Genomic DNA, 21,578 nt, shown 5'->3' with positions numbered 1-21,578 from the left:
GCCTTGCAGGCGGTTCAGCTGGAAACGACGACCCTTTCCATCATGGGCGGGGACTGCACGGTGGCATAACGGCTGCGCAGCGTCTGCAGGAATGACTCGGCGCTACTGCTGGCGCCATAGAGGTAGATCTTGTGCAGCCCACCGAACACCATCTCGTGGTAGCGGCTGGCGACCTCATCATCGCTTGGCCCTTCCGGCAGCCCCAGGTGAAGCGTCAATTTGTCGCCCTCGATGGCAAACAAGGGTGTGTCCCAAAGGAACTGTGCAGTACCTGTGCGGGGCAGGCGGATGAACATATAGGCATGGTTGCCCAAGGCATCGATATCACCGCCGCGCCGGCGCTTCCACTTCAGCAGGCCGTCGTCCGGCCGGGCCAGGCAAAGGCCGATATCGTAGTAGTCGTAACCGTTGGCCAAGGCCCATTCGAGGGCCATGAAGGTGGTGATCGAGTTGACCTCGCGCAGCCTTTTCGGGTCTGAGAACACCGCTTCGCAATAGCCGAAACGCAGGGTGCTCCAGTAGCGTTTGCCGTCGCGGGTGATCTCGCAGCCCAGGTGGCAGCCAATCACCTCGTCGCCGCAGGTGATCAGATCGAGGCGCCCTACCCCCTTGGCCAGCCGAAACACCTCGTCGGTTGGAAACTGCGCCGCATGGATACCCTGTCGGGCAGTGGCATACGGCCGCAGAAATTGTTGATCGGCCATGGCGATCTCGTCATCGGCCAGCGTCTGGCGCATCTGGTAGAGCGGGCGGTTCTTGCGAATGCTGCGGCGCAGTTCGCTGTCGTAGCGGGCGGTGATGTCTTCGAGCGAACGGCCCAGGGGCACCACGGCGCTCAGGTAATGGGGTACGGTCAACGAACCGGACGTGGGCATCTCGCTCACCAGCACAACATGCCGGGTCGAAGCTGGCGCAGCCCCATCGGCGGCTTCAGCCGCTTGCTGCTGGCCCTTGCCGCCAATCAGCAGCTTGGCCATTTCGCGCTGCTGCTTCCTGCCGATGTAAAGGATTTCGTACGGGCTGGCCTGCTGTAGCCGGAAACGCGAGATTTCCCAGCGCCAGAAGCAGTTACGGGCCAGCAGCTCGCGTAACTTGCTTGAAACAGTCCGGATCTCGTAGCGCAGGGAAGGCGAGATCACTTTTCGCGCCACAGCCGCCAAGTTCTCTTTCATGTCTTCTTCGACGTCCTTTGATGTTGTCAACGGGGCTGATCGGAAAACAATAGAGCGGAGCTTGAAAGCCTGCATAACGCGTTGATTTATATACTATCAACTTCGGATGCTGCCTTCGCATTAAGTAACAATTTAAGATGCAGGTCTGCTGCTTGGCAAGCGGCATTTTGACAGTATTGCTCGGTAATTAATGGCGCCAATTTTTCTCGCGCGCAGGCGCCTCAAGTATTGCTTTTGCTATATATCAGCCGTGTATCAAGGCATTGCAACTTGCGCTATTCCACTACCACCGCAAGCGCTTGCCCATACTGCTTGATGGCCCCTTTCACCGAAGGAGCCTCGGCATGGACAATCCAACTACCGTTTCGCCCCATGAAGAACTGATCGCAACGCAACTGCCCGTCTGGTCCCACCACAACACACCCGCACATTGGCAAGCGCTGCGCCAGAGCCTGCGCCTCGAAGCCTTTGATCAGGACTGGTGCAACAATGCCGCGCCTGACCTGCGAGAAGCCGTGCAGGCCAGCCACACTCGCCTGCTGCACTCGCAAGCCAGGCTGGCTCGTCTGCTCCAAGGCCTGCAGCAGATCACCGAGTTCGCCGAACCGATCCTGCAAGCACGCCTTGCCGAACTCGGCTTCACGGCACCGCTGCGCGGCAGCGAACTGCTACGCGTCGAACGCAGCTGGAGCTGGAGCGCGCTGGGTTACCTCTACAGCCACCGCCGTGACAACGTGCTGCAGGCCGCATTGCAGAACTTTGCCGATGACGAGACGTTCACCCGCGAAAGCGCCATCGCCCTCAGCGACGCCATTCATGTGACGCCCATCACGGTCCATGGCAGGGTCGTGACTGGCCCGCAGACGCCGACCGCGCAAGTTGAGCTGGCATCGGAGCAGTATCAGGTCGAGCGCCTGGCGCTCACGCCCGAGGCATTTGCCCAGGCCTGCCGCGAACTCGACCTCGGAGGCGCTTACCAGGCCCACCTGCAGCGATGTTTCACTGCGCCCCAGGTGCGTACCCAGGGCATTACCGTCCAACAGGACCGTTTGCGCCTGGCAGCGGACCTGGGCTACCTGCGCCAGGAACTCAACGGCCCGGCACGCGATCAGATCGACCTCCTCCTGCAAGACGGCCCGGTGCCGTGTTGGCAACTGACCCTGTTCGGCATCTTGCTGTACGAAGTGATGCTGATCGATGCCGGCAACGCCGGCTGGCTGCTCTACTTGCCCGGCTACACCCCTGCCCTGCATGCCTGCGCCGATCTGGGTGCCCTCAATCAGGTGCTGGCAACCCTGCTGCGGGAGCCAGAAAACCGTCAGCGCTTCCAGGCCTACCTGAGCCAGGCTGACCAGCCGCGCTTGCTCGACCTGCTGCAACAGAACCTGGACAGCAGCAACCCGGCCAACCTGCACATCAAGCTCCAGGCCATCAGCGGCGAACCCTTCGGTTTCTATCAGGACCTGCACCTGGCCCGCCTGAAAAGCGAAGCCGAACACCTCGCGGTGCCCACTGCCACCGCCGACGCCGAGGCCCGCGCCAAACGCATTGAACTATCAAAAAGTCTTGGGCTGGACGTGCTCACCGTGGCAGGTTTCTTCATCCCGGCAATCGGCACCTGGATGTTGGCCGTCACCGCCTGCCAATTGCTGGGTGAAGTGTACGAAGGCTATGAAGCCTGGCACCAAGGCGACCGCCAGTTGGCCTTGCAGCACCTCGAAAGCGTCGGCCTGAACCTGGCCGTGATCGGCGCCCTGGGAACGGCGGGCCGCATCGTGCCGAAGCTGTTCAAAAGCCCCTTGCTGGAGAACCTGCAGGAAGTGCGCAGCAGCGACGGCCGTTACCGCCTCTGGCAACCAGACCTGAAACCCTATCGCAGCCTCCGGCAACTCCCAGAAGGGCTGCAACCTGATGCGCAGGGCCAATACCTGCATGACGGCAGCCATTACATACGCATGGCAGGTGAACTCTACGAACACCGTTTCGACCCCAATATCCAGCAATGGCGAATTGTCCATCCCGATGCACCGGATGCTTACCAGCCGCCGCTGGAGCACAACGGTCAGGGCGCATGGCGCGCTGCCCATGAACAGCCGCAGCAGTGGCCATTCACGGTGCTGGCAAAACGTCTGGGCGAAGCTTACGCAGTCTATACGCCGGAGCAACTGGAGTTGGCCGGGCGCATCTGCGGTGTCGACGCAGCCAGCTTGCGCCAGGTGCACCTTGAAGGCCAACCGGCTCCAGCGCTATTGCTCGGCACCTTGAAACGCATTGCAACACGCAAGGTCGCGCCCCTCCTGGACGAAGCCGCACAACAGCTGCTGCAGCGTCACCGCGAATGGCCGCTGGTAAGCGCGCTGGAAGAATTGATGGTGCCCCTGCAGGCGACAACCGACAGCGAGCGGCTGTTGTTCAGCTGCCTCGATGACCTGCCTGACTGGCCTGCGGACCTGCGCCTGGAGCTGCGCGCCGGCAGCCCCCAAGGCGCGCTGCTCGACAGCAGCGGAAGCAGCCTGGCCGGCAGGGTCTGCCGGGTCATCAAGTCCGCCGAGGGTTATGAGGCCGACCTGGGTGAGCGCCCCGTCCCGGCGCCCCAGGATCAGGACCTGTGCCGGGCGATTGAACAGGCACTGCCAAGCGCCTATCGCAAGGCGCTGGGTTTCTCGACCACCGATGGCAACACCCTGCGTCAGCGCGTGCTGGCCTGGACCGAACCACGGCGCAGTGACCTGCTTCAGCGCTTCTGGGGCACAGGTGCACGGCGTCGGGTTGCCCCTGCGGGGCTGCGAGGCGGTCGCGAAGCAGTGCCCAGCGGCCGCTTTCTGCAAGTTTCTCTGGCGACCCGCTACCGCCGCCTGTACCCCACCGCAACCGATCAGGAATTCGCCCGCGTCATGGAAGACTGGCGACTGCAAGGGCGCTCACCCACGTTGGAGATGCGCAACCTCGAGCGGCGCCTGGAGACCCTGCGCCGAGACCTCGGCGAGTGGGCAAGGCCCGACCCGCACTACCGGCATCGACGCCAGGAGGCCATTACCCGCATCGTCAATGCCTGGCGACGCCTGTCCAGGTTGCCGCTGGGTCACGATGCCGAGATCTACAGCCTGGACCTTTCGCGCCTTGGCCTGGAGGACCGCGACCTGACCAGCCTGGCCCTGCCGGATGATTTCACGCACATTGAACATGTGTCGCTGGAAGGCAACCGCAACCTGAGCCAATTACCCGCCGAGTTCTACGAACGCTTCCCCAGGCTCAAGCGTCTGCTTCTGAGTCATTGCCGCTTCAATCGCCTGCCTCGCCTGGCCAATCCCCAGGCACTGGCCTGGCTGGACCTCGACCACAACCGCATTACCTGGGATGACAACGCCCAGCAGATGCTCGACCAATTTACCAACCTGGGCGTTCTGGACATGGGGAGCAACCCGCTGCTGCACGCTCCCGACCTGAGCCGGCTGACGCGGCTGTACACGCTGTTCCTCGACAACTGTTCGCTGACCGAATTGCCGCGCGGACTGGAAAGCATCACCCTCACACCCGTGACGATCGACCTGGCCGATAACCAGCTGCAACAGCTACCTGCCAATTTTCAGGTAGCGCAGCAAGTCGCCCAGGCCATGCATCTTGAGAGCCCATGGCTCAGCCCGCGCATGCTCGATGAAATCGAAGCCTACAACGCGGCGCATCAGGTGGACCTGCTGGTGGACAACAGCGATTATGATGAATTTTTCGAGGGCACCGGCCCCGGTGAACAGGCGCTCTGGCAGCGTCTGCCCCTGCAGTACCGACGGGACCTGAGGCAACTGCTCGACCTCGAACCGTTCGCTTCCCGCCCGCGGCGGGCCCGTGCGGAGTTCTGGCGCCGCCTGACCGTGATCGACGTTGACCCGTCAGTACGTCAACAGGCCTTCGAGCGACCGGCTCATGAGCTGTTCAACCTGGCGATCGAGCGCCCGGCCTAACGCGGCAAGCGCGCCCTGAGCGGGTTGCCCACCACCCACTTCTGCAACTCGGCGGCCGGCATCGGCCGCCCCAGCAGGTAGCCCTGGCCCTGGTCACACCCGGCATTGCGCAGGAAGTCATACTGCTGCTGGGTCTCGATCCCTTCGGCAGTGATGCGATAGCCCAGGGCATGCCCCAGGTCGATGATCGCCCGGGCGATGGCCACCGCATCGTCGTCATCCGGCAGGTCCTTGATGAACGCCCGGTCGATCTTCAGGTGGTCGATGGGCAAGGCGCGCAGGTAAGCCAGCGATGAATAGCCGGTGCCGAAGTCGTCCACCGCCGTGGCCACGCCCATGGCCTGCAGCTGGGCAAGCGCCGCGCACGCCTGTTGCTGGCTTTCCATCAGCAGGCTCTCGGTGATTTCCACTTCCAGCAGATTAGGTGCCAGCCCATGGCGCTCCAGGGCCATGGCTAGACTTGAGACATAGTCGCTACGCTCGATCTGCAGCGCCGCCACGTTCACCGCGAGGGGCCCCGGCAGGCAATCGGCGGCGCGCCAGGCGGCCAACTGCGCACAGGCCAGTTCGAGCACGCGCTCACCCAGCGGGATGATCAGGCCGCTGCGCTCGGCAAGCGGGATGAATTCGCCAGGGGGTATCAGACCATGCTCCGGGTCACGCCAGCGCAGCAAGGCCTCGACCCCTTCCAGCTGCCCGCTGAACAGGTCGATTTTCGGCTGGTACCACAGTTCGAACTCGTTATCCTGCAACGCCCGGCGCAAGTTGCGCTCCAGCTCCAGGCGCTGGTGCAGCCGTGCCGTCATGTCCGGGTGATAAGGGCGCCAGGCGTTGCGGCCACCTTCCTTGGCCGCGTACATGGCGGTGTCGGCATGGCGCAACAGGCTACCCACATCTGCACCATGTTGCGGGCACCAGGCCAGGCCGATGCTGCCCGTCACCAGCGCGGCATTGCCATTGAGGTCAAACGGCCGCTGCAGGCAACGCAGCAGCTGGGTCAGCTGATGGCTGACCTGGCCCTGGGTGCCCTGGAGCATGAACACGAATTCATCGCCGCCCAGCCGGCACACCCGGTCGCCGGTGTCGAGCTCCTGCAGAAAGCGCGCGGTCGCCTGCTGCAGCAGCAGATCGCCCATGGCATGGCCCAGGCTGTCGTTGACCTGCTTGAAACCGTCGATATCCAGCAGCAACACGGCCAAGCCATGGCCTCCGGCAGTGGCTTCGGCCAACTGCTGCTGGAACAGCACCCGGTTCGGCAAACCTGTGATGGTGTCGTAATGCGCCAGGCGTTCCAGCTGTGCCTGCGAACGCTGCAATTCGAAATTACGCTGCTGCAGCTGGCGCTGCTTGCGGTTGATCTGCGCGATGAACAGGCTGAGCAGGCCGCTGCAGGTCAAGGCGAACCAGAACAGCGGCGAGTGGAACAGGCTCGCATCCTGCGGGCCATGCTGACGCAGGATGTCCACCTGGCCCAGCACCATGGACACGCCGATACCGGCCAGGGAAACCCCGACCGGCAACAGGCGGCGGAGGGCGCGGCGCAGCGTGCCGGTAGTCGGTATCTGTTCGTGGGTCATCGGAGAATTGGACGGGGTCATAAGCCTGCAGGCGTGCGCGAATGCCTCTGTATCGGCGCGGTGCGCGCAATATTGAGCCAGACTGGTGTTTTTCTTGCTCAGGGTGCATGCTCGAAGCTGAAGCGTTTCACCTACCCAGACACGTGAGGTGCAGTATCCATGGAACATCTGCTCGATTCGCTGTTTCCTGTCGCCGGCGACATTCCCGAACACTGGCGTCTCGGGAACCCGCTGGAACAACGCGACTACCTCGTGAACGGTGAGCTCAGGCGCTGGGACGGGCCACTGGCGACGGTGCGCAGCCCGGTCTGGCTGAAGGAAGCGGACGGCGAGCGCCAGGTCGTGCTCGGCAGCGCGCCGCTGCTCGACGCCGACACCGCCCTCACCGCCCTGGACGCGGCAGTCAACGCCTACGACAAAGGCCGCGGCGCCTGGCCGAACATGCGCGTGGCCGAACGCATCCAGCATGTGGAACGCTTCCTGGCGCGCATGCGTGAGCAGCGTACCGCCGTGGTCAAGCTGCTGATGTGGGAGATCGGCAAGAACCTCAAGGATTCGGAAAAGGAATTCGACCGCACCTGCGACTACATCGTCGACACCATCAACGCCCTCAAGGACCTCGACCGCCGCTCCAGCCGCTTCGAGCTCGAACAAGGCACCCTTGGCCAGATCCGCCGTGCGCCGTTGGGCGTGGCGCTGTGCATGGGCCCTTACAACTACCCGCTGAACGAAACCTTCACCACGCTGATCCCGGCCCTCATCATGGGCAACACCGTGGTGTTCAAGCCGGCCAAGTTCGGCGTGCTGCTGATCCGGCCACTGCTTGAAGCGTTCCGCGACAGCTTCCCGCCGGGAGTGATCAACGTCATCTATGGCCGTGGCCGGGAAACAGTCAGCGCGCTGATGGCCAGCGGCAAGGTCGATGTGTTCGCCTTCATCGGCACTCACAAGGCGGCCAGCGACCTGAAAAAACTGCACCCCCGCCCGCACCGGCTGCGCGCGGCCCTGGGCCTGGACGCGAAGAACCCCGGCATCGTCCTGCCCCAGGTGGACCTGGACAATGCCGTGGAAGAGGCCGTGACCGGCGCGCTGTCGTTCAATGGCCAACGCTGCACGGCGCTGAAGATCCTGTTCGTCCATGAGGACGTGATCGAGCCCTTCCTCGACAAGTTCCAGCGCAAGCTCGCCGCGCTCAAGCCAGGCATGCCCTGGGAGCCAGGCGTTGCATTGACGCCGCTGCCGGAACAGGGCAAGGTCGATTACCTCGACCAGCTGGTGGCCGATGCCACGGCCAAAGGCGCACGGGTACTCAACGAAGGCGGTGGGCAGAGCCGCGGCTCGTTCTTCTACCCCGCCCTGCTCTACCCGGTGAACCGTGACATGCGCGTCTACCACGAGGAGCAGTTCGGCCCGGTGGTGCCGGTGGTGCCTTATCGCGACCTGCAGACCGTGATCGACTACGTGCTCGACTCCGACTACGGCCAGCAGCTGAGCCTGTTCGGCAACGATCCTGCGACCATCGGCAGCCTGGTCGACATCTTTGCCAACCAGGTCGGCCGCATCAACCTCAACGCCCAGTGCCAGCGCGGCCCTGACACCTACCCGTTCAACGGTCGCAAGAACAGTGCCGAAGGCACCCTGTCGGTGCACGATGCCTTGCGCGTGTTCTCCATCCGAACCCTGGTCGCGACGCGCTTCCAGGAGGCCAACAAGGAATTGATCAGCGAGATCATCCGCAACCGCCAATCGACCTTCCTGACCACCGACTACATCTTCTGACGGCTGCGCTTATAGGAAATAGATCTAGCAACCCTGTCGATTTTCCATCAGCGCAAACGACTCTAAGGCAACAGGGCGCCAACCGGCGCCCCAAGCAAAGGAGAGTCGACCATGGCAGCCAAACCCATTCCCGATGGCCAGCACAGCATCACCCCGTACCTGGCCATCAACAACGCCGCCAAGGCCATCGAGTTCTACAAGCAGGCCTTTGGCGCCACCGAGATGTTCCGCCTCGAAGGCCCGGACGGCAGCGTCGGCCACGCCGAACTGCGCATCGGTGATTCTTCACTGATGCTGGGCGACCCCTGCGACCGCGAAGGCGGCCTCACCGCCAGCCAGAAACTCGCCGGTGCCGGCGTCGGCCTGCACCTGTATGTCGAAGACTGCGATAAGGTCTACGCCCAGGCCCTGGCGGCAGGCGGCACCCAATTGCACCCGGTAACGGACCAGTTCTACGGCGACCGCAGTGGTACCTTGAAGGACCCGTTCGGCAACATCTGGTTCGTCTCCACCCACAAGGAAGACTTGACCCCAGACGAAATCCGCGCCCGCGCCGCCAAGATGTTCAGTGGTAGTTGAGCGACGAGTTGAAAGCGCGGCGCGTTTGCCTGAAGCTTGAGGCTCGTAGCTTGGAGCTGCCTCATGCGAATCATCGACAAAACCGCCGCGCAGGTGCGCAGCCTGACCCCGGCCGAAGAAGAACTGCTGGTCGGTTTCGCCACCGGCAGCCTCGCCGGGCCGCGCCTGCTGCAGGCCAACCAGCTGCTGATGAAGGTGCGCAGTGCCAACCAGTGGCTGGCCTGCGATTGCCGCAAGGATGCCCTGCCGGTGCTCAATGTCACCCTCAATGGCAGCACCGGCACGCTGTTCCTGAAGAACAACCCGGGCACTGCCGAGCATGCGCCCGGCTGCCCGTTCACCAAGGACGAGCGTGAAGCCAGCGAACGCGAGGATGAACCCGTAACGCCCGCTGCCTGGCTGGCACCCGACACCCCGCTGCGCCTGATCGGTGATTACCGCAGTGCCAGCGATGTCGGTACTGGCGCGGCCGACGGCAACGAGCGCCGCGAACAACAGCGCCTGCTGTCGCTGCTGCTGACCTGGATCGAAACCAGCGGCCTGAACCTGTATGCCACTCACCTGAAGAAAGACCTCACCGGCCAGTTCGCCGAGCTGCGCAGTGTCGCCAGCCGTTACCCGTTGCTCGAACGAGTGCCGGCTGGCAACTACCTGGAAACCCGCCTGGACATGAAGCACATGCTGATGCTCAAGTCCCGCCTGCGCGAGGCCACGGTGTTCGGCAACCATCGCCGCCATGGCCTGATGCTGGACTGCGTCGACCAGATCAAGGGGCGCAAGCTGTTCAACAACCGCAGCGAAGATGGCTTCGATTTCCAGGGGCATCATCTGTACTGGGGCGGCAGCCGAACGTCAGGCCCGCTGCTGGCGCTGGCCCTGTACTCACCGACCACGGCGGGCAGCAGCTTCTATGAACTGATCCACGTGGCCAGCGTGCCGGTGCTGTCGCGCGCGCACCTGTTCCCGGTGTACCGCGACGAAGAGCGTGAACCACTCAAGGCGCTGGTGTCGCTGATCGACTGGATGGCCAGCAAAGGCGTGAAAGTGCAGATGCGCCGACCGGTGATCGGTGGCCAGGTGATGGATGAGCTGGTGCTGACCTCGGATCAGGACCGGGTGCTCTCGGTATCGCTGCTGGAGAAACCGATCGGGCCGGAGCCCGACGCCGAGAACTTCAAGCGCTATGCCGACTTCAAGAGCCTGGAGACATTCCGCAAGTATGTGGCCGGGTTCTTCATGCGTGAGCGCTGAGCACTGCGTCGCCTGCTTCGCGGCTGAAGCCGCTCCCACAGGGACCGCGCTGAATCTGAAGCGGGCGCTTTACCTGTGGGAGCGGCTTTAGCCGCGAAGAGGCCGGTGCAGCCACACATCGTTGTCGATCAGAATGCAGCCCGGAAGATCCCCTCGATCTCATCCTGGCTGGCCGGCCGCGGGTTGGTCAGCCCACAGGCATCCTTCAAGGCATTCGCCGCCAAGATCCCGACATCCTCGAGCTTGGCCCCCAGCTCCGCCAGCCCCGCCGGAATGCCCACAGCCGCCGCCAGGTGCTCGATGGCCGAAATCGCCGCCCCCGCGCCCTGCTCCGCATCCAGCCCACACACCTTGATGCCCATGGCCTTGGCCACATCGCGCAGGCGCGCGGCACTGACCTTGGCATTGAAACGCTGCACATGCGGCAACAGCACGGCATTGCACACACCGTGGGGCAAGTCGTAGTAACCACCCAACTGGTGCGCCATGGCGTGCACATAGCCCAGCGAAGCATTGTTGAACGCCATGCCGGCCAGGAACTGCGCGTAGGCCATGTTCTCCCGCGCCTGCAGGTCGTTGCCGTCGTTCACTGCCTGGCGCAGGTTCTCGCTGATCAGGCTGATGGCCTTGAGCGCGCAGGCATCGGTGATCGGCGTGGCTGCCGTCGACACATAGGCCTCGATGGCGTGGGTCAAGGCATCCATGCCGGTGGCCGCTGTCAGCCCCTTGGGCATGGCAACCATCAGCGCCGGGTCGTTGACCGACAGAATCGGCGTGACATTGCGGTCGACGATGGCCATTTTCACGTGGCGGGCCTCGTCGGTGATGATGCAGAAACGGGTCATTTCACTGGCCGTACCCGCCGTGGTGTTGATGGCGATCAGCGGCAACTGCGGCTTGCGCGAGCGGTCCACGCCCTCGTAGTCGCTGATATGCCCACCATTGGTGGCACACAGGGCAATGCCCTTGGCGCAGTCATGGGGCGAGCCACCGCCCAGTGACACCACGCAGTCGCAGCGCTCGCGCTGCAACAGGGCAAGGCCCGCCTCGACGTTGGCGATACTGGGGTTGGGCTTGGCGCCGTCGAACACCACCGAGTCGATATCCTGCAAGGCCAGCATGCGGCCGATGCGGGCGGCGACACCGGCCTTGGCCAGGCCCTGGTCAGTGACGATCAGCGCCTTGCGCAGGCCATAACCGGCAATCGCCGTCATGGCCTCTTCGAGGCAATCGATGCCCATGATATTGACGGGCGGGATGAAGAACGTGCTGCTCATGACCGGGTCCTCCTGGCAGGTCTGTCTGCCAGTGAGGATCCGCCCGTTCAAACAACAGGATGTTGACCCAGAGCAACGTTAGCCCAGGAACAGCTGGTAAGCCGGATTAGCGGTTTCATCCCAGTAGCGGTAGCCCATCTCGTCCAGTGCCTGGGGCAAGCTGGCCTGCTCATCGGCCGGTACTTCCAGCGCGGCGAACACACGCGCCTCGGCAGCGCCATGGTTACGGTAATGGAACAGGCTGATGTTCCAGCGCTTGCCCAGCCGCTCCAGGAAGCCCAGCAGCGCCCCCGGCCGCTCTGGGAATTCGAAGCGTAGCACCCGCTCGTCGGCCCCCGGCGCGGCATGCCCACCCACGGTATGGCGTACATGCAGCTTGGCCAGTTCGTTGTCGGTCAGGTCGAGCACGCTGTAGCCCTGCCCGCGCAGGCTAGCCAGCAGCTGCTCGCGCGGATCGTGCAGCGGGTGGGTCTGCACGCCAACGAACAGGCGCGCTTCCTTGCCCGGGTAATAGCGGTAGTTGAATTCGGTGATCTGGCGCTTGCCCAGGGCCTGGCAGAAGGCCCGGAAGCTGCCGGGCTGTTCAGGGATGGTCACGGCGATGATCGCTTCACGCTGCTCACCCAGCTCGGCGCGCTCGGCCACGTGGCGCAGGCGGTCGAAGTTGACGTTGGCGCCGGAATCGATGGCCACCAGGGTCTGCCCCTGCACGCCCTCGCGGGCCACGTACTTCTTGATCCCGGCCACGGCCAAGGCACCCGAGGGTTCGGTGATCGAGCGGGTATCGTCGTAGATGTCCTTGATCGCAGCGCACAGCTCATCGCTGCTGACGGTCACCACTTCATCGACGAAATGCCGGCACAGCTCGAAGCAATGGGCACCGATCTGCGCCACCGCCACGCCATCGGCGAAGGTACCGACCTGCGGCAGGATCACCCGCTCGCCGGCCGCCATGGCGGCCTGCAGGCAGTTGGAGTCTTCCGGCTCGACACCGATCACCTTGACCTCGGGGCGCAGGTACTTGACGTAGGCGGCAATGCCCGCGACCAACCCACCGCCGCCGACCGGCACGAAGATCGCGTCCAGCGCACCTGGCTGCTGGCGCAGGATTTCCATGCCCACGGTGCCTTGGCCGGCGATCACGTCCGGGTCATCGAACGGCGGCACGAAGGTCGCCCCGTCACTGTCGGCCAGTTCCAGCGCGTGGGCCAGGGCATGGGGAAAGCTCTCGCCGTGCAGCACCACGTGGCCACCCCGTGAGCGCACCCCTTCGACCTTGAGCGACGGCGTGGTGGTGGGCATGACGATGGTCGCCTTCATGCCAAGGTGTGCAGCCGCCAGGGCCACGCCCTGGGCATGGTTGCCCGCGGAGGCTGTGATCACGCCGCGTTCGCGCTGGGCAGTGGTCAGGCGCGACAGCCGGGTATAGGCACCGCGGATCTTGAACGAGAAGGTCGGCTGCAGGTCTTCGCGCTTGAGCAGCACCTGGTTGCCGAGGCTGGCAGACAGCGCGGGCGCGGCTTGCAAGGGCGTCTCGATGGCCAGGTCGTACACCGGCGCGGACAGAATGCGGCGCACCTGTTCCGACAGCAGTTGCTGCGGGGTGGACGGTGTACGAGGGCTGACGTTGAGGCTGGTCATCGATTGCAACTCCTTGGCTGTTTTTCACGTTGCCCAGGAGTCAGAGAGTAGAAACCCGCCTCCAGGGCGGGTTCGGTGCACGTACGCGCTAGCCCGCCAAGCTGATAATGGCGGTAATAATAATGGCGTTGACGTGCTGGAAGGTTTTCATGGTCAGGGAAGTTATCCCGCCTGGCTTGGCCAAGTCAACACTTGGCTTGCTGCGCCGACAGCGGCACGTCGAAAACCTTGTCGAACCCCCACTGGAACACGAAGGCATAGACGAAGAAGAACACGAACAAGGCCAGGTTGGTGAGGAACGCTGCCCACAGGCTGACCTCCAGCCAGTAGGCCACCAGCGGCAGCAGGATCAGCACCAGCCCGCCCTCGAAGCCCAGCGCGTGCAGCACCCGGCGCAGCACGGTGCGCTCGCGCTTGCGCTGACGCGCCTCCCACCGCTCGAAGGCCCAGTTGTAGGCCATGTTCCAGCTCATGGCGATGCCCGACATCAGCACCGAGAGCACCGTCGACTGCGCCATCCCGGCACCGAACGCCAGCTCCAGCGCCGGTGCCACGCAGGCCACGGCGATGGCTTCGTAGAGGATGGCCTGGACGATCTTGCGTGCCTTGCCTTGCATGTTCAGCTCCATCGAGATGCGGCCTATCAAGGTACAAGATGAATGCTTGAAGAAAAAGGTTGTTTGGACAGGTGCCTGCCTTGGGTTTTGCGATGGTGCGCAGATCGAGCGCCGCCCGCGCGGCGCATCGCGGATAAATCCGCTCCTACATCTGTTTCGGGCCAGTTGTTCCTGCCTGTTCATCGTCAATGCCCACCGAGATGTATCGCCGTGCCAACAAGGCGGTCCCTGTTGGCTTCACAGGCGTGACTGGCCCGAAACAAATGTAGGAGCGGATTTATCCGCGATGCGCCGCGCGGGCGGCGCTCGATCTCACAGGCGCTGAACCTGTCACGCCGAACACCTGTCACCCATTGGACAACCCTGCATGCGACTGCTTGTATCTATCACTTACAAGCGGCGACATGACCTACCACTTCGTCCAGGGAATTGTACGAGGAACAAGACGATGGCGAATTCCGTCATGATGGTTTTCGGTACCCGCCCCGAAGCGATCAAGATGGCCCCGCTGGCCCGCGTACTGCGCGAGTGGCCCGAGGTCGACCTGCATATCTGCTCCACCGGGCAGCACCGCGAAATGCTCGAACAGGTACTCACCGCCTTTGGCCTGAGCGTCGATCAGGACCTCAAGGTGATGACCCAGAACCAGACGTTGAACGGCCTGGCCCGCGACCTGCTGGGCAAGCTCGACCAGGCCTATGAGCAGGTCAAGCCCGATATCGTGCTGGTCCATGGCGACACCACCACCAGCTTCATCGCCAGCCTCGCGGCCTTCCACCGGCACATCCCCATCGGCCATGTCGAAGCCGGCCTGCGCACCGGCAACCTGCAGCAACCCTGGCCTGAAGAAGCCAACCGGCGCCTGACCGGGGTGATCGCCAACCTGCATTTCGCCCCCACCACCAAGGCCCGCGACAACCTGCTGCGCGAAGGCGTGCCACTGGAGCAGATCGAGGTCACCGGCAACACCGTCATCGACGCACTGCTATGGATGCGCGAACACCTCACACAAACTGCATGGCACCCCGCCGCCGATTCACCGCTGCACGCGCTGCAAACCGACCAGCGCATGGTGCTGGTCACCGGCCATCGTCGGGAGAACTTCGGCGCAGGCTTCGAGCGTATCTGCCTGGCCCTGGCCGAACTGGCCCTGCGCTACCCCGACGTGCAGTTCGTCTACCCGGTGCACCTCAACCCGCAGGTGCAGAAGGCGGTCTATGGCCTGCTGTCCGGGCGCGGCAACATTCACCTGGTGGCGCCCCAGGACTACCAGCATTTCGTCTGGCTGATGAACCGCGCCCACATCATTCTCACCGACTCAGGCGGCGTCCAGGAAGAAGCCCCGGCGCTGGGCAAACCGGTGCTGGTGCTGCGCAAGGTCACCGAACGCCCATCGGTACTGGAGGGCGGCACGGTGAAACTGGTTGGCACGAACACCGAGCGTATCGTCCGGGAAACCGGCCAGTTGCTCGACGACCCTGAGGCGTATCAGCGCATGGCAAGGGTCTTCACCCCATTCGGTGACGGGCATGCCAGCGAAATCATCGCGGAACGCCTGAGCCGATGGCTCGAGGAAACCGCCGCCAAGCGAGACGACGCATGAGCCTGGCCTTCATCGACTTCCTCACCTATGTGCTGTTCGGCCTGAAGATTCTGGCAATCATCCTCGCCTCGCTGATGTTCCTGCTCGGCCTCGACGACCTGTTCATCGACCTGTGCTACTGGAGCCGCAAGCTGATCCGCCGTTTTCGCATCTACGACAAGCACGAAAAGGCCGACGAGAAACGCCTGTTCGAAGTAGCGGAAAAGCCCTTGGCAATCATGGTTCCGGCCTGGAACGAGGTGGGTGTGGTCGGCGAGATGGCGCGCCTGGCGGCCTCGACCATCGACTACGAGAACTACCAGATTTTCGTCGGCACCTACCCCAACGACCCACAGACCCAGGCCGACGTCGACGCCGTGTGCCTGCATTACCCGAACGTGCACAAGGTGGTCTGCGCGCGCCCAGGCCCGACCAGCAAGGCTGACTGCCTGAACAACATCATCGATGCAATCCTGCGCTTTCAGGACGATGCCCGCATCGAGTTCGCCGGTTTCATCCTGCATGATGCCGAAGACGTGATCTCGCCCATGGAACTGCGCCTGTTCAACTACCTGTTGCCGAGCAAGGACATGATCCAGATCCCGGTGTACCCCTATGCACCGGAATGGAAGGGTTTCACCGCCGGGCACTACGTTGACGAGTTCGCCGAGAACCACGGCAAGGACGTGATCGTGCGCGAGGCGCTGACCGGCCAGGTGCCCAGTGCCGGTGTCGGCACCTGCTTCAGCCGCCGCGCCATCAGCGCCCTGCTCGAAGACGGCGATGGCATCGCCTTCGACGTGCAGAGCCTCACCGAAGATTACGACATCGGCTTTCGCCTAAAGCAGAAAGGCATGAAGTGCATCTTCGCCCGCTACTCCATCACCGACCCGGCGCTGGCCCTCAAGCACGAGTGGGTACCGGGCATGAGCCGCGAGTTCGCCCAGGTGATCTGCGTGCGCGAGCACTTCCCGCGCGACTGGCAGCATGCCATCCGGCAGAAGTCACGGTGGATCGTCGGCATCGTCTTCCAGGGCACCAGCAACCTCGGCTGGAGCCGCACCGGCGCGCTCAACTACTTCCTCTGGCGCGACCGCCGGGGCCTGTTCGCCTACCTGCTGAGCTTCCTGGTCAACCTGTTGCTGCTGGTGCTGCTGGCCATGTGGCTGGTGACCGTGATCGCCCCGGACTCCTGGCGCTTCATGTCGATCCTCAGCGACAGCCAGCTGCTCACCACCCTGCTCTGGCTCAACGGCCTGATGCTGATCAACCGCCTGTTCCAGCGCGGCTGGTTCGTCACCCGCTACTACGGCATCTTCGAAGGTCTGCTGTCGGCGCCCCGTATGATGTGGAGCAACTTCGTCAACTTCTTCGCCAACCTGCGCGCCCTGCGCCAGGTCATGGAGATGGGCGATTCGCGGCGGGTGGCGTGGGACAAGACCACCCACGAATTCCCCGCCCTCGCCTCGCCGGCGCGCACGCCGCTGGGCCATCGCCTGGTGGAAAAGGGCTACATCACCGAGGAGCAACTGGAGCAGGCAATCACCAGCCCGGTGCGCCGGCGCCTGGGCCGCGAATTGCTGCTGCGGGGCTGGCTGAACAGCGAGCAGCTTGTACAAACGCTGGCCGAGCAGCTTGACCTGCCCTGGGCACCGCTGAACCCGTTCAAGCTCGATCCGCACCTGATCGCCCAGCTGCCACGCCGGCTGGCCACGCACTACGGCGTGCTGCCGGTCGCCGAAGACGGTAATACCCTGATCCTGGCCAGCGAAAGCCCGGTCAGCCAGGTGTCGCTGGGGGTCATCAGTCGCCAGCTGAAACGCCCGGTCAGCTGCCGCCTGGCGCCCCAAGGCCGGGTCACGCTGGGCCTGCGCTACCACTACCCGAGCCCCTGGCAGACGCCCGAAACCCACGACATGCTCGCCGTGCTGGAGCGGCATCAGGACGATGCCGACCTGCTCGAGCGGGTGAGTCAGCACCAGGTGATGCTCGGCGCCCTGCTGCAGGTACGCGGCATGGTCCCGGTCACTCTGTTCAACCAGGCACTGATCGATTTCGACCCTGAGCAGCAGAGCCTCGGCGAGCACCTGATCACCCGCGGCATCATTACCGAGGAAGTGCTGCAGCAGGCCCTCGCCGAACAGGCCAGCGAACAGCAGGCTGCCTTTGACCTGACCCGGGAGGTGGCATGAAGCCGCGCCTGTCCCTCACCCTCTCCGGCCTGTTGCTGTGCTCCACCGCGCTGGCCACCCAGGCAGCGCCGATGACCGACTTCCAACGGTTCACCAGCTACCCGTTCATGGAGCGCAGCTACCGCGAAGCGAAGAAGGACAACTGGGCTGAAGTCGAACGCCTTACCCGCCATGTCCTCAGCCGCGTGCCGAACAACGATGAAGCCCGCGCGCTGTTGGTCGAGGCCCTGGCCCACCAGCGCCGCTACAAGGACGCCGAAGCCATGGCCGAGCAGCTGGGCAATGGCCCCGAGTACGCCAACGCCCTGCAGGAGCTGCGCCTGACCTGGATCGAGCAGGACCCGCCGCCAGCCAGCCAGGTGGAAGGTTGGCTGGCCAGTGTCGACGGTACCCAGCGGGTACGTCTGTGGCAGGCCTACAGCCTGAGCCTGGCCAAATTCGGCGGCGCCGGCAGAGCCCTGGAGTGGCTGAACCAGCTGCCGCCGCGTGACGATGGCCAGGTGTTGCGCCTGGCCCGAGCCAACTTCGCCGAGCAGCTGCGCAACTGGAAAGAAACCATCGAACAACTCCAGCCGCTGGCTGACAAGCGCCAACTGCCGCCAGAAGACTGGCAGCGCCTGGCCAATGCCTATGTCCAGCAAGTCGACGAAAAGGGCCTGGAAAAGCTACTGCAAAGCGCGCCCTCCCCTGAAGTGGCCAACCAGACACGCCTGGCCATGGCTAACCGGGCCATCGCCGTCGGTCACAACCAACTGGCGCAGCGCTGGTTACAGAAATTGCCCACCGAGCAGTTGCAGCAACCGGAACAACGCCAGCAGTTGTGGGAGCTGGCCCGTGAGGGTGATGACGCGCCGCTGGTACGGCGCCTTAGCAACGCGCTGCAGCGCCCTTGCCTGGAGACCGTCGACTGGTTGTCCCGCCGTGACCCGGATGTCGCCCGCGAACAGTTCAAGGACTGCCCCGCAAGCGCCGACCCGCGCGCATATGCGGTGCTCAAGCAACGCCTGTATGGCGACCCGGTGCAGCCGCCGCAACCGCGCACCGCCGCCGAATGGGAACGACGCTACCGCCAGAGCGGCGATCTGGCAGCGTTGGAGCAAGCGACATTCCTCATGCTGCAACAAGGCCAGAGCGAGCGCGCCCGCCCTTTGCTGGAGCAGGCCTTCGACCGTCGCCAAGGGCGCCTGCCCCCCTCGCTGCTGCAGCGCCTGGGCAATATATACGCACGCAACGATGGCCCCCTGAACAGCCAGCGCATGCTCGGGCTGATCCCCAGGGTCGACGCCAATACCCGCGCCCAATTGCTCGGCCGCCTGGCTGAAAACGGCCAATGCGACGCCGTGCGCCGGGCAATCCCGGCGAACCCGACCGAAGCCGGCCAGTACCGCGCCCTGGGCCGCTGCGCCATGCCCGATCAGCCCGGTGAAGCCGTGGTCTATTACCAGGCCGCCGAACGCCTGGGTGACAGCGGCGACCGCCTGCCCCTGGCGTACGCGCTGGAGGCCGCAGGTGACTCCGAAGCCGCCCGGCCGATCTGGCGTAACCTGCCGCCCAGCGCCTGGAATGACAACGCCCGCCTGACCGCCGCACGCGGGGCCTTGAATACCGGCGATGCCGACGCCGCCCGCCGCTACTGGGACGCCGCCGCACACAACAGCGCCGATGACTGGGCACTGGGTGCCGCCATCGCCCAACGCCAGGGCGACCTGCAAGCGGCGCTGGGCTTCCAGCGCCAAGCCTTGGCGCACAATCCGCGTGCCGACCACTACTATGCCGCTGCCAGCACAGCGCAGCTGGCCGGCGACAGCGCGCAGAGCACCGCCTGGCTGGCCGAGGCCGTGCGCCTGGCGCCCAATCAGCCGCGCTATCGTGCCGACTACGGTATGCGCCTGGCCGGCTCGCAGGACAAAGCCCAGCGCCGCCAGTCAATCCCTTATCTGGAACGCGCCACCCACGATTTCCCCGAGGACTATCGCCTGGGCGAGACCCTCGCCCTGCGCTACGACGAAGCCGAAAACAGTGCCGCCGCACGCCGCGAACTGCGCCGGGTGATCGACGTGGAAGAAAACCTGGTCGATGGCGACGACGAATACGGCAGCCTCGAAGCCCGCAAGTACCGCCAGCGCCGTGCCCACGAAACCCTGTCACGGCGCGACACCATCACCCTGGCCAGCACGTGGTCACCCGCCGGCACCTCGACCAACGACAAGTTCCTCGATAACGGCCAGCGCAGTGGCACCTCGCGTCGGGCGCAATCGCAGAACGTGCAGCTGGCCATGTGGGACCACGCCCTGGGTGAGGAACCCAGCCGCAATGGCAGTACCCTGTCGGTCTACGGCCGGGTCCTGTTCGGCGGCCAGAGCCGCACCGATTATGCCCAAAGCATGGGTACCGGCGTCGGCCTGCGCTACAAGCCGCTCGGCCAGGCCAACCTCAACCTGTACGCCGAGCTGTACCACCAACGGCAGATCGACGACGATCATTACAGCGGCCTGAGCCTTGGCGAACTGCTGAGCCCGGCCAAGGTCGGCGGCAACTGGGGCGACTTGCGCCACCATGCCGAATCGAGCAACGACCTGTTGCTGCGCGCCACTGCCTCGTTCCTCGACCAGGGGGACTGGCGCAACGACTGGCGGGTCGACGAGGACGACTGGAACGAGCGCTTCCTCTACCTCGATGCCGCCTGGTGGACACGCGCCGGCGACCACGCCTGGCTGTCGCGCTACCAGCAAGGCCATGCCTGGAAACTGCCCGGCAACTCGCTGCAGACCCTCATGCCTTACGGCTTCTTCGAGTTCTCCAGCCAGGACCCGAGCAACGACTGGCGCCAGGACGCCCGCGCCGGTGTCGGTGTGCGCTGGCAGTGGTGGTTCGACGACGACCGCTACAATGCCTACCGCGGCTCGCTGAAAGTGCGCGCCGAGTACCAGCAGTCGCTGGGTGGCAACCTCTACAAGAGCGCCAATGGCGTACTGGTTGGCGCGGAGATGACCTTCTGATGCGTACGCTCCTGGCAATCTGCATGCTCGCCCTGTGCCTGCCGGCCATGGCTGACCAGCGCCTGTTCTACCAGCCACTCAACCGCGATGCCACGGTGACCCCGGCGCAGTGGCAGCAGCTGTGGCGCGCCACCAGGGCGCAAGGGGGCAAGACCCTCATCGTGCAATGGAGCGCCTACGGCAACAGTGATTTCGGTGGTGCCCAGGGCTGGCTGGCCAACAGCCTGCGCGAAGCCCGCGCACAAGGGCTGGAGCTGGTGCTCGGGCTGTACATGGACCCGGCCTATTACCAGCGCATCGAGGAACTCGACGGTGACGGCCTGAACAATTACTGGAAGTCGCAACTGGGTCGTTCGCTCGGCCAGTATCAACAGCTTCGCAGGGACTGGCAGTTGCCCGTCAGCGGTTGGTACTTGCCCATGGAACTGGACGACCTGCACTTTCGCGATACCGCTCGCCGCGAAGCGCTGTACAGCCAGCTGCAGGCCTTCAACCGAAGGCTGGACAAGCCATTGCACATCAGCGCGTTCAGCGCGGGCAAACTGGCACCGCGCGTCAATGGCGCCTGGCTGGATCAGCTGGCAGGGTTGGGCTTGACTGTGTGGTGGCAGGACGGCGCCGGGACCGGGCGGTTGCCGCCGCTGGTGCGCCAGCGCTACGAGCAGGCGCTGCCGTGCCGGGTGGGTGTGGTGCGCGAGGCGTTCCGCCAGGTGAGTGCGCCGGGGCAGGCATTTCGGGCTGAGCCAGCGGAGCCGATGCTGAATGCGGGGTGCCATGCCGAAGCAGTGTTTGCGCTGCGCTACCGGCCTTGGTCCCGGGGTGTTCTGCCACAGAATTGAGTCAACCTGCACCGGCGCTTTCGCGGGCAAGCCCGCTCCCACAGTGATTGCACAGATTTCAAGAACTGTGGCGATCCTGTGGGAGCGGGCTTGCCCGCGAAAGCGCCGGTGCAG

Annotated in this window: 13 protein-coding genes; 8 read left to right on the top strand and 5 right to left on the bottom strand. The window is 64.4% G+C overall.

Annotated elements, in window-relative coordinates:
* Positions 1 to 14: 14 nt before the first annotated feature.
* A complete protein-coding gene (locus ACIPZ5_RS10425) occupies positions 15 to 1,172 on the bottom strand; it encodes a GNAT family N-acetyltransferase (protein ID WP_261940157.1) in 1,158 nt (385 codons plus the stop codon).
* Positions 1,173 to 1,516: 344 nt separating this feature from the next.
* Between ACIPZ5_RS10425 and ACIPZ5_RS10420 the strand changes: the two genes are divergently transcribed.
* A complete protein-coding gene (locus tag ACIPZ5_RS10420; protein WP_400808342.1) occupies positions 1,517 to 5,131 on the top strand; it encodes a dermonecrotic toxin domain-containing protein in 3,615 nt (1,204 codons plus the stop codon).
* On the opposite strand, the gene ACIPZ5_RS10415 is transcribed toward ACIPZ5_RS10420, so the two are convergent.
* The gene (locus ACIPZ5_RS10415; RefSeq protein WP_400808340.1) at positions 5,128 to 6,729 is read right to left on the bottom strand and encodes a putative bifunctional diguanylate cyclase/phosphodiesterase; all 1,602 of its coding nucleotides are present in this window, start codon (positions 6,727 to 6,729) and stop codon (positions 5,128 to 5,130) included. The genes ACIPZ5_RS10420 and ACIPZ5_RS10415 overlap by 4 nt on opposite strands.
* A gap of 138 nt (positions 6,730 to 6,867) precedes the next feature.
* Here ACIPZ5_RS10415 and ACIPZ5_RS10410 point away from each other — a divergent pair, with 138 nt between their 5' ends.
* The 3 genes from ACIPZ5_RS10410 (at position 6,868) to ACIPZ5_RS10400 (ending at position 10,317) form a co-directional block, all read left to right on the top strand.
* Positions 6,868 to 8,487 (top strand): NADP-dependent glyceraldehyde-3-phosphate dehydrogenase, encoded by a 1,620-nt coding sequence (locus ACIPZ5_RS10410; RefSeq protein WP_261940160.1) that lies wholly within the window; start codon positions 6,868 to 6,870, stop codon positions 8,485 to 8,487.
* A 111-nt stretch (positions 8,488 to 8,598) separates the two neighbouring features.
* Positions 8,599 to 9,066, top strand: coding sequence for a VOC family protein (locus tag ACIPZ5_RS10405; RefSeq protein WP_400808338.1), 468 nt, complete (start codon positions 8,599 to 8,601; stop codon positions 9,064 to 9,066).
* A gap of 63 nt (positions 9,067 to 9,129) precedes the next feature.
* Complete coding sequence (locus tag ACIPZ5_RS10400; RefSeq protein ID WP_400808335.1) at positions 9,130 to 10,317, top strand: hypothetical protein; 1,188 nt, start codon at positions 9,130 to 9,132, stop codon at positions 10,315 to 10,317.
* Between the two features lie 128 nt (positions 10,318 to 10,445).
* On the opposite strand, the gene yiaY is transcribed toward ACIPZ5_RS10400, so the two are convergent.
* The 3 genes from yiaY to ACIPZ5_RS10385 all read right to left on the bottom strand — a co-directional run bounded on the left by yiaY (position 10,446) and on the right by ACIPZ5_RS10385 (position 13,852).
* A complete protein-coding gene (gene yiaY, locus ACIPZ5_RS10395) occupies positions 10,446 to 11,594 on the bottom strand; it encodes an L-threonine dehydrogenase (RefSeq protein ID WP_400808333.1) in 1,149 nt (382 codons plus the stop codon).
* Positions 11,595 to 11,672: 78 nt separating this feature from the next.
* On the bottom strand, positions 11,673 to 13,235 hold the full coding sequence (ilvA, locus tag ACIPZ5_RS10390; protein WP_261940164.1) for a threonine ammonia-lyase, biosynthetic: 1,563 nt from the start codon (positions 13,233 to 13,235) through the stop codon (positions 11,673 to 11,675).
* A 185-nt stretch (positions 13,236 to 13,420) separates the two neighbouring features.
* Positions 13,421 to 13,852 (bottom strand): PACE efflux transporter, encoded by a 432-nt coding sequence (locus tag ACIPZ5_RS10385; protein WP_400808330.1) that lies wholly within the window; start codon positions 13,850 to 13,852, stop codon positions 13,421 to 13,423.
* Positions 13,853 to 14,300: 448 nt separating this feature from the next.
* Here ACIPZ5_RS10385 and wecB point away from each other — a divergent pair, with 448 nt between their 5' ends.
* From wecB to ACIPZ5_RS10365, 4 genes are read left to right on the top strand one after another with little or no spacing between them, the layout of a single operon-like run.
* Entirely contained in the window at positions 14,301 to 15,455 is a 1,155-nt protein-coding gene (gene wecB / locus ACIPZ5_RS10380) for a non-hydrolyzing UDP-N-acetylglucosamine 2-epimerase (RefSeq protein ID WP_400808327.1), read from the top strand.
* Positions 15,452 to 17,626 (top strand): cyclic di-3',5'-guanylate-activated glycosyltransferase NrfB, encoded by a 2,175-nt coding sequence (nrfB, locus tag ACIPZ5_RS10375; RefSeq protein ID WP_400808325.1) that lies wholly within the window; start codon positions 15,452 to 15,454, stop codon positions 17,624 to 17,626. The genes wecB and nrfB overlap by 4 nt, the downstream gene beginning before the upstream one ends.
* Entirely contained in the window at positions 17,623 to 20,625 is a 3,003-nt protein-coding gene (locus ACIPZ5_RS10370; RefSeq protein WP_400808322.1) for a phage receptor, read from the top strand. The genes nrfB and ACIPZ5_RS10370 overlap by 4 nt, the downstream gene beginning before the upstream one ends.
* Positions 20,625 to 21,464 (top strand): DUF4434 family protein, encoded by an 840-nt coding sequence (locus ACIPZ5_RS10365; RefSeq protein ID WP_261940169.1) that lies wholly within the window; start codon positions 20,625 to 20,627, stop codon positions 21,462 to 21,464. The genes ACIPZ5_RS10370 and ACIPZ5_RS10365 overlap by 1 nt, the downstream gene beginning before the upstream one ends.
* Positions 21,465 to 21,578 lie beyond the last annotated feature (114 nt).

It is taken from the genome of Pseudomonas sp. NPDC089428 (assembly GCF_044749325.1).
Classification (GTDB): domain Bacteria; phylum Pseudomonadota; class Gammaproteobacteria; order Pseudomonadales; family Pseudomonadaceae; genus Aquipseudomonas.
This window is presented reverse-complemented; position numbering and strand designations above follow the sequence as displayed.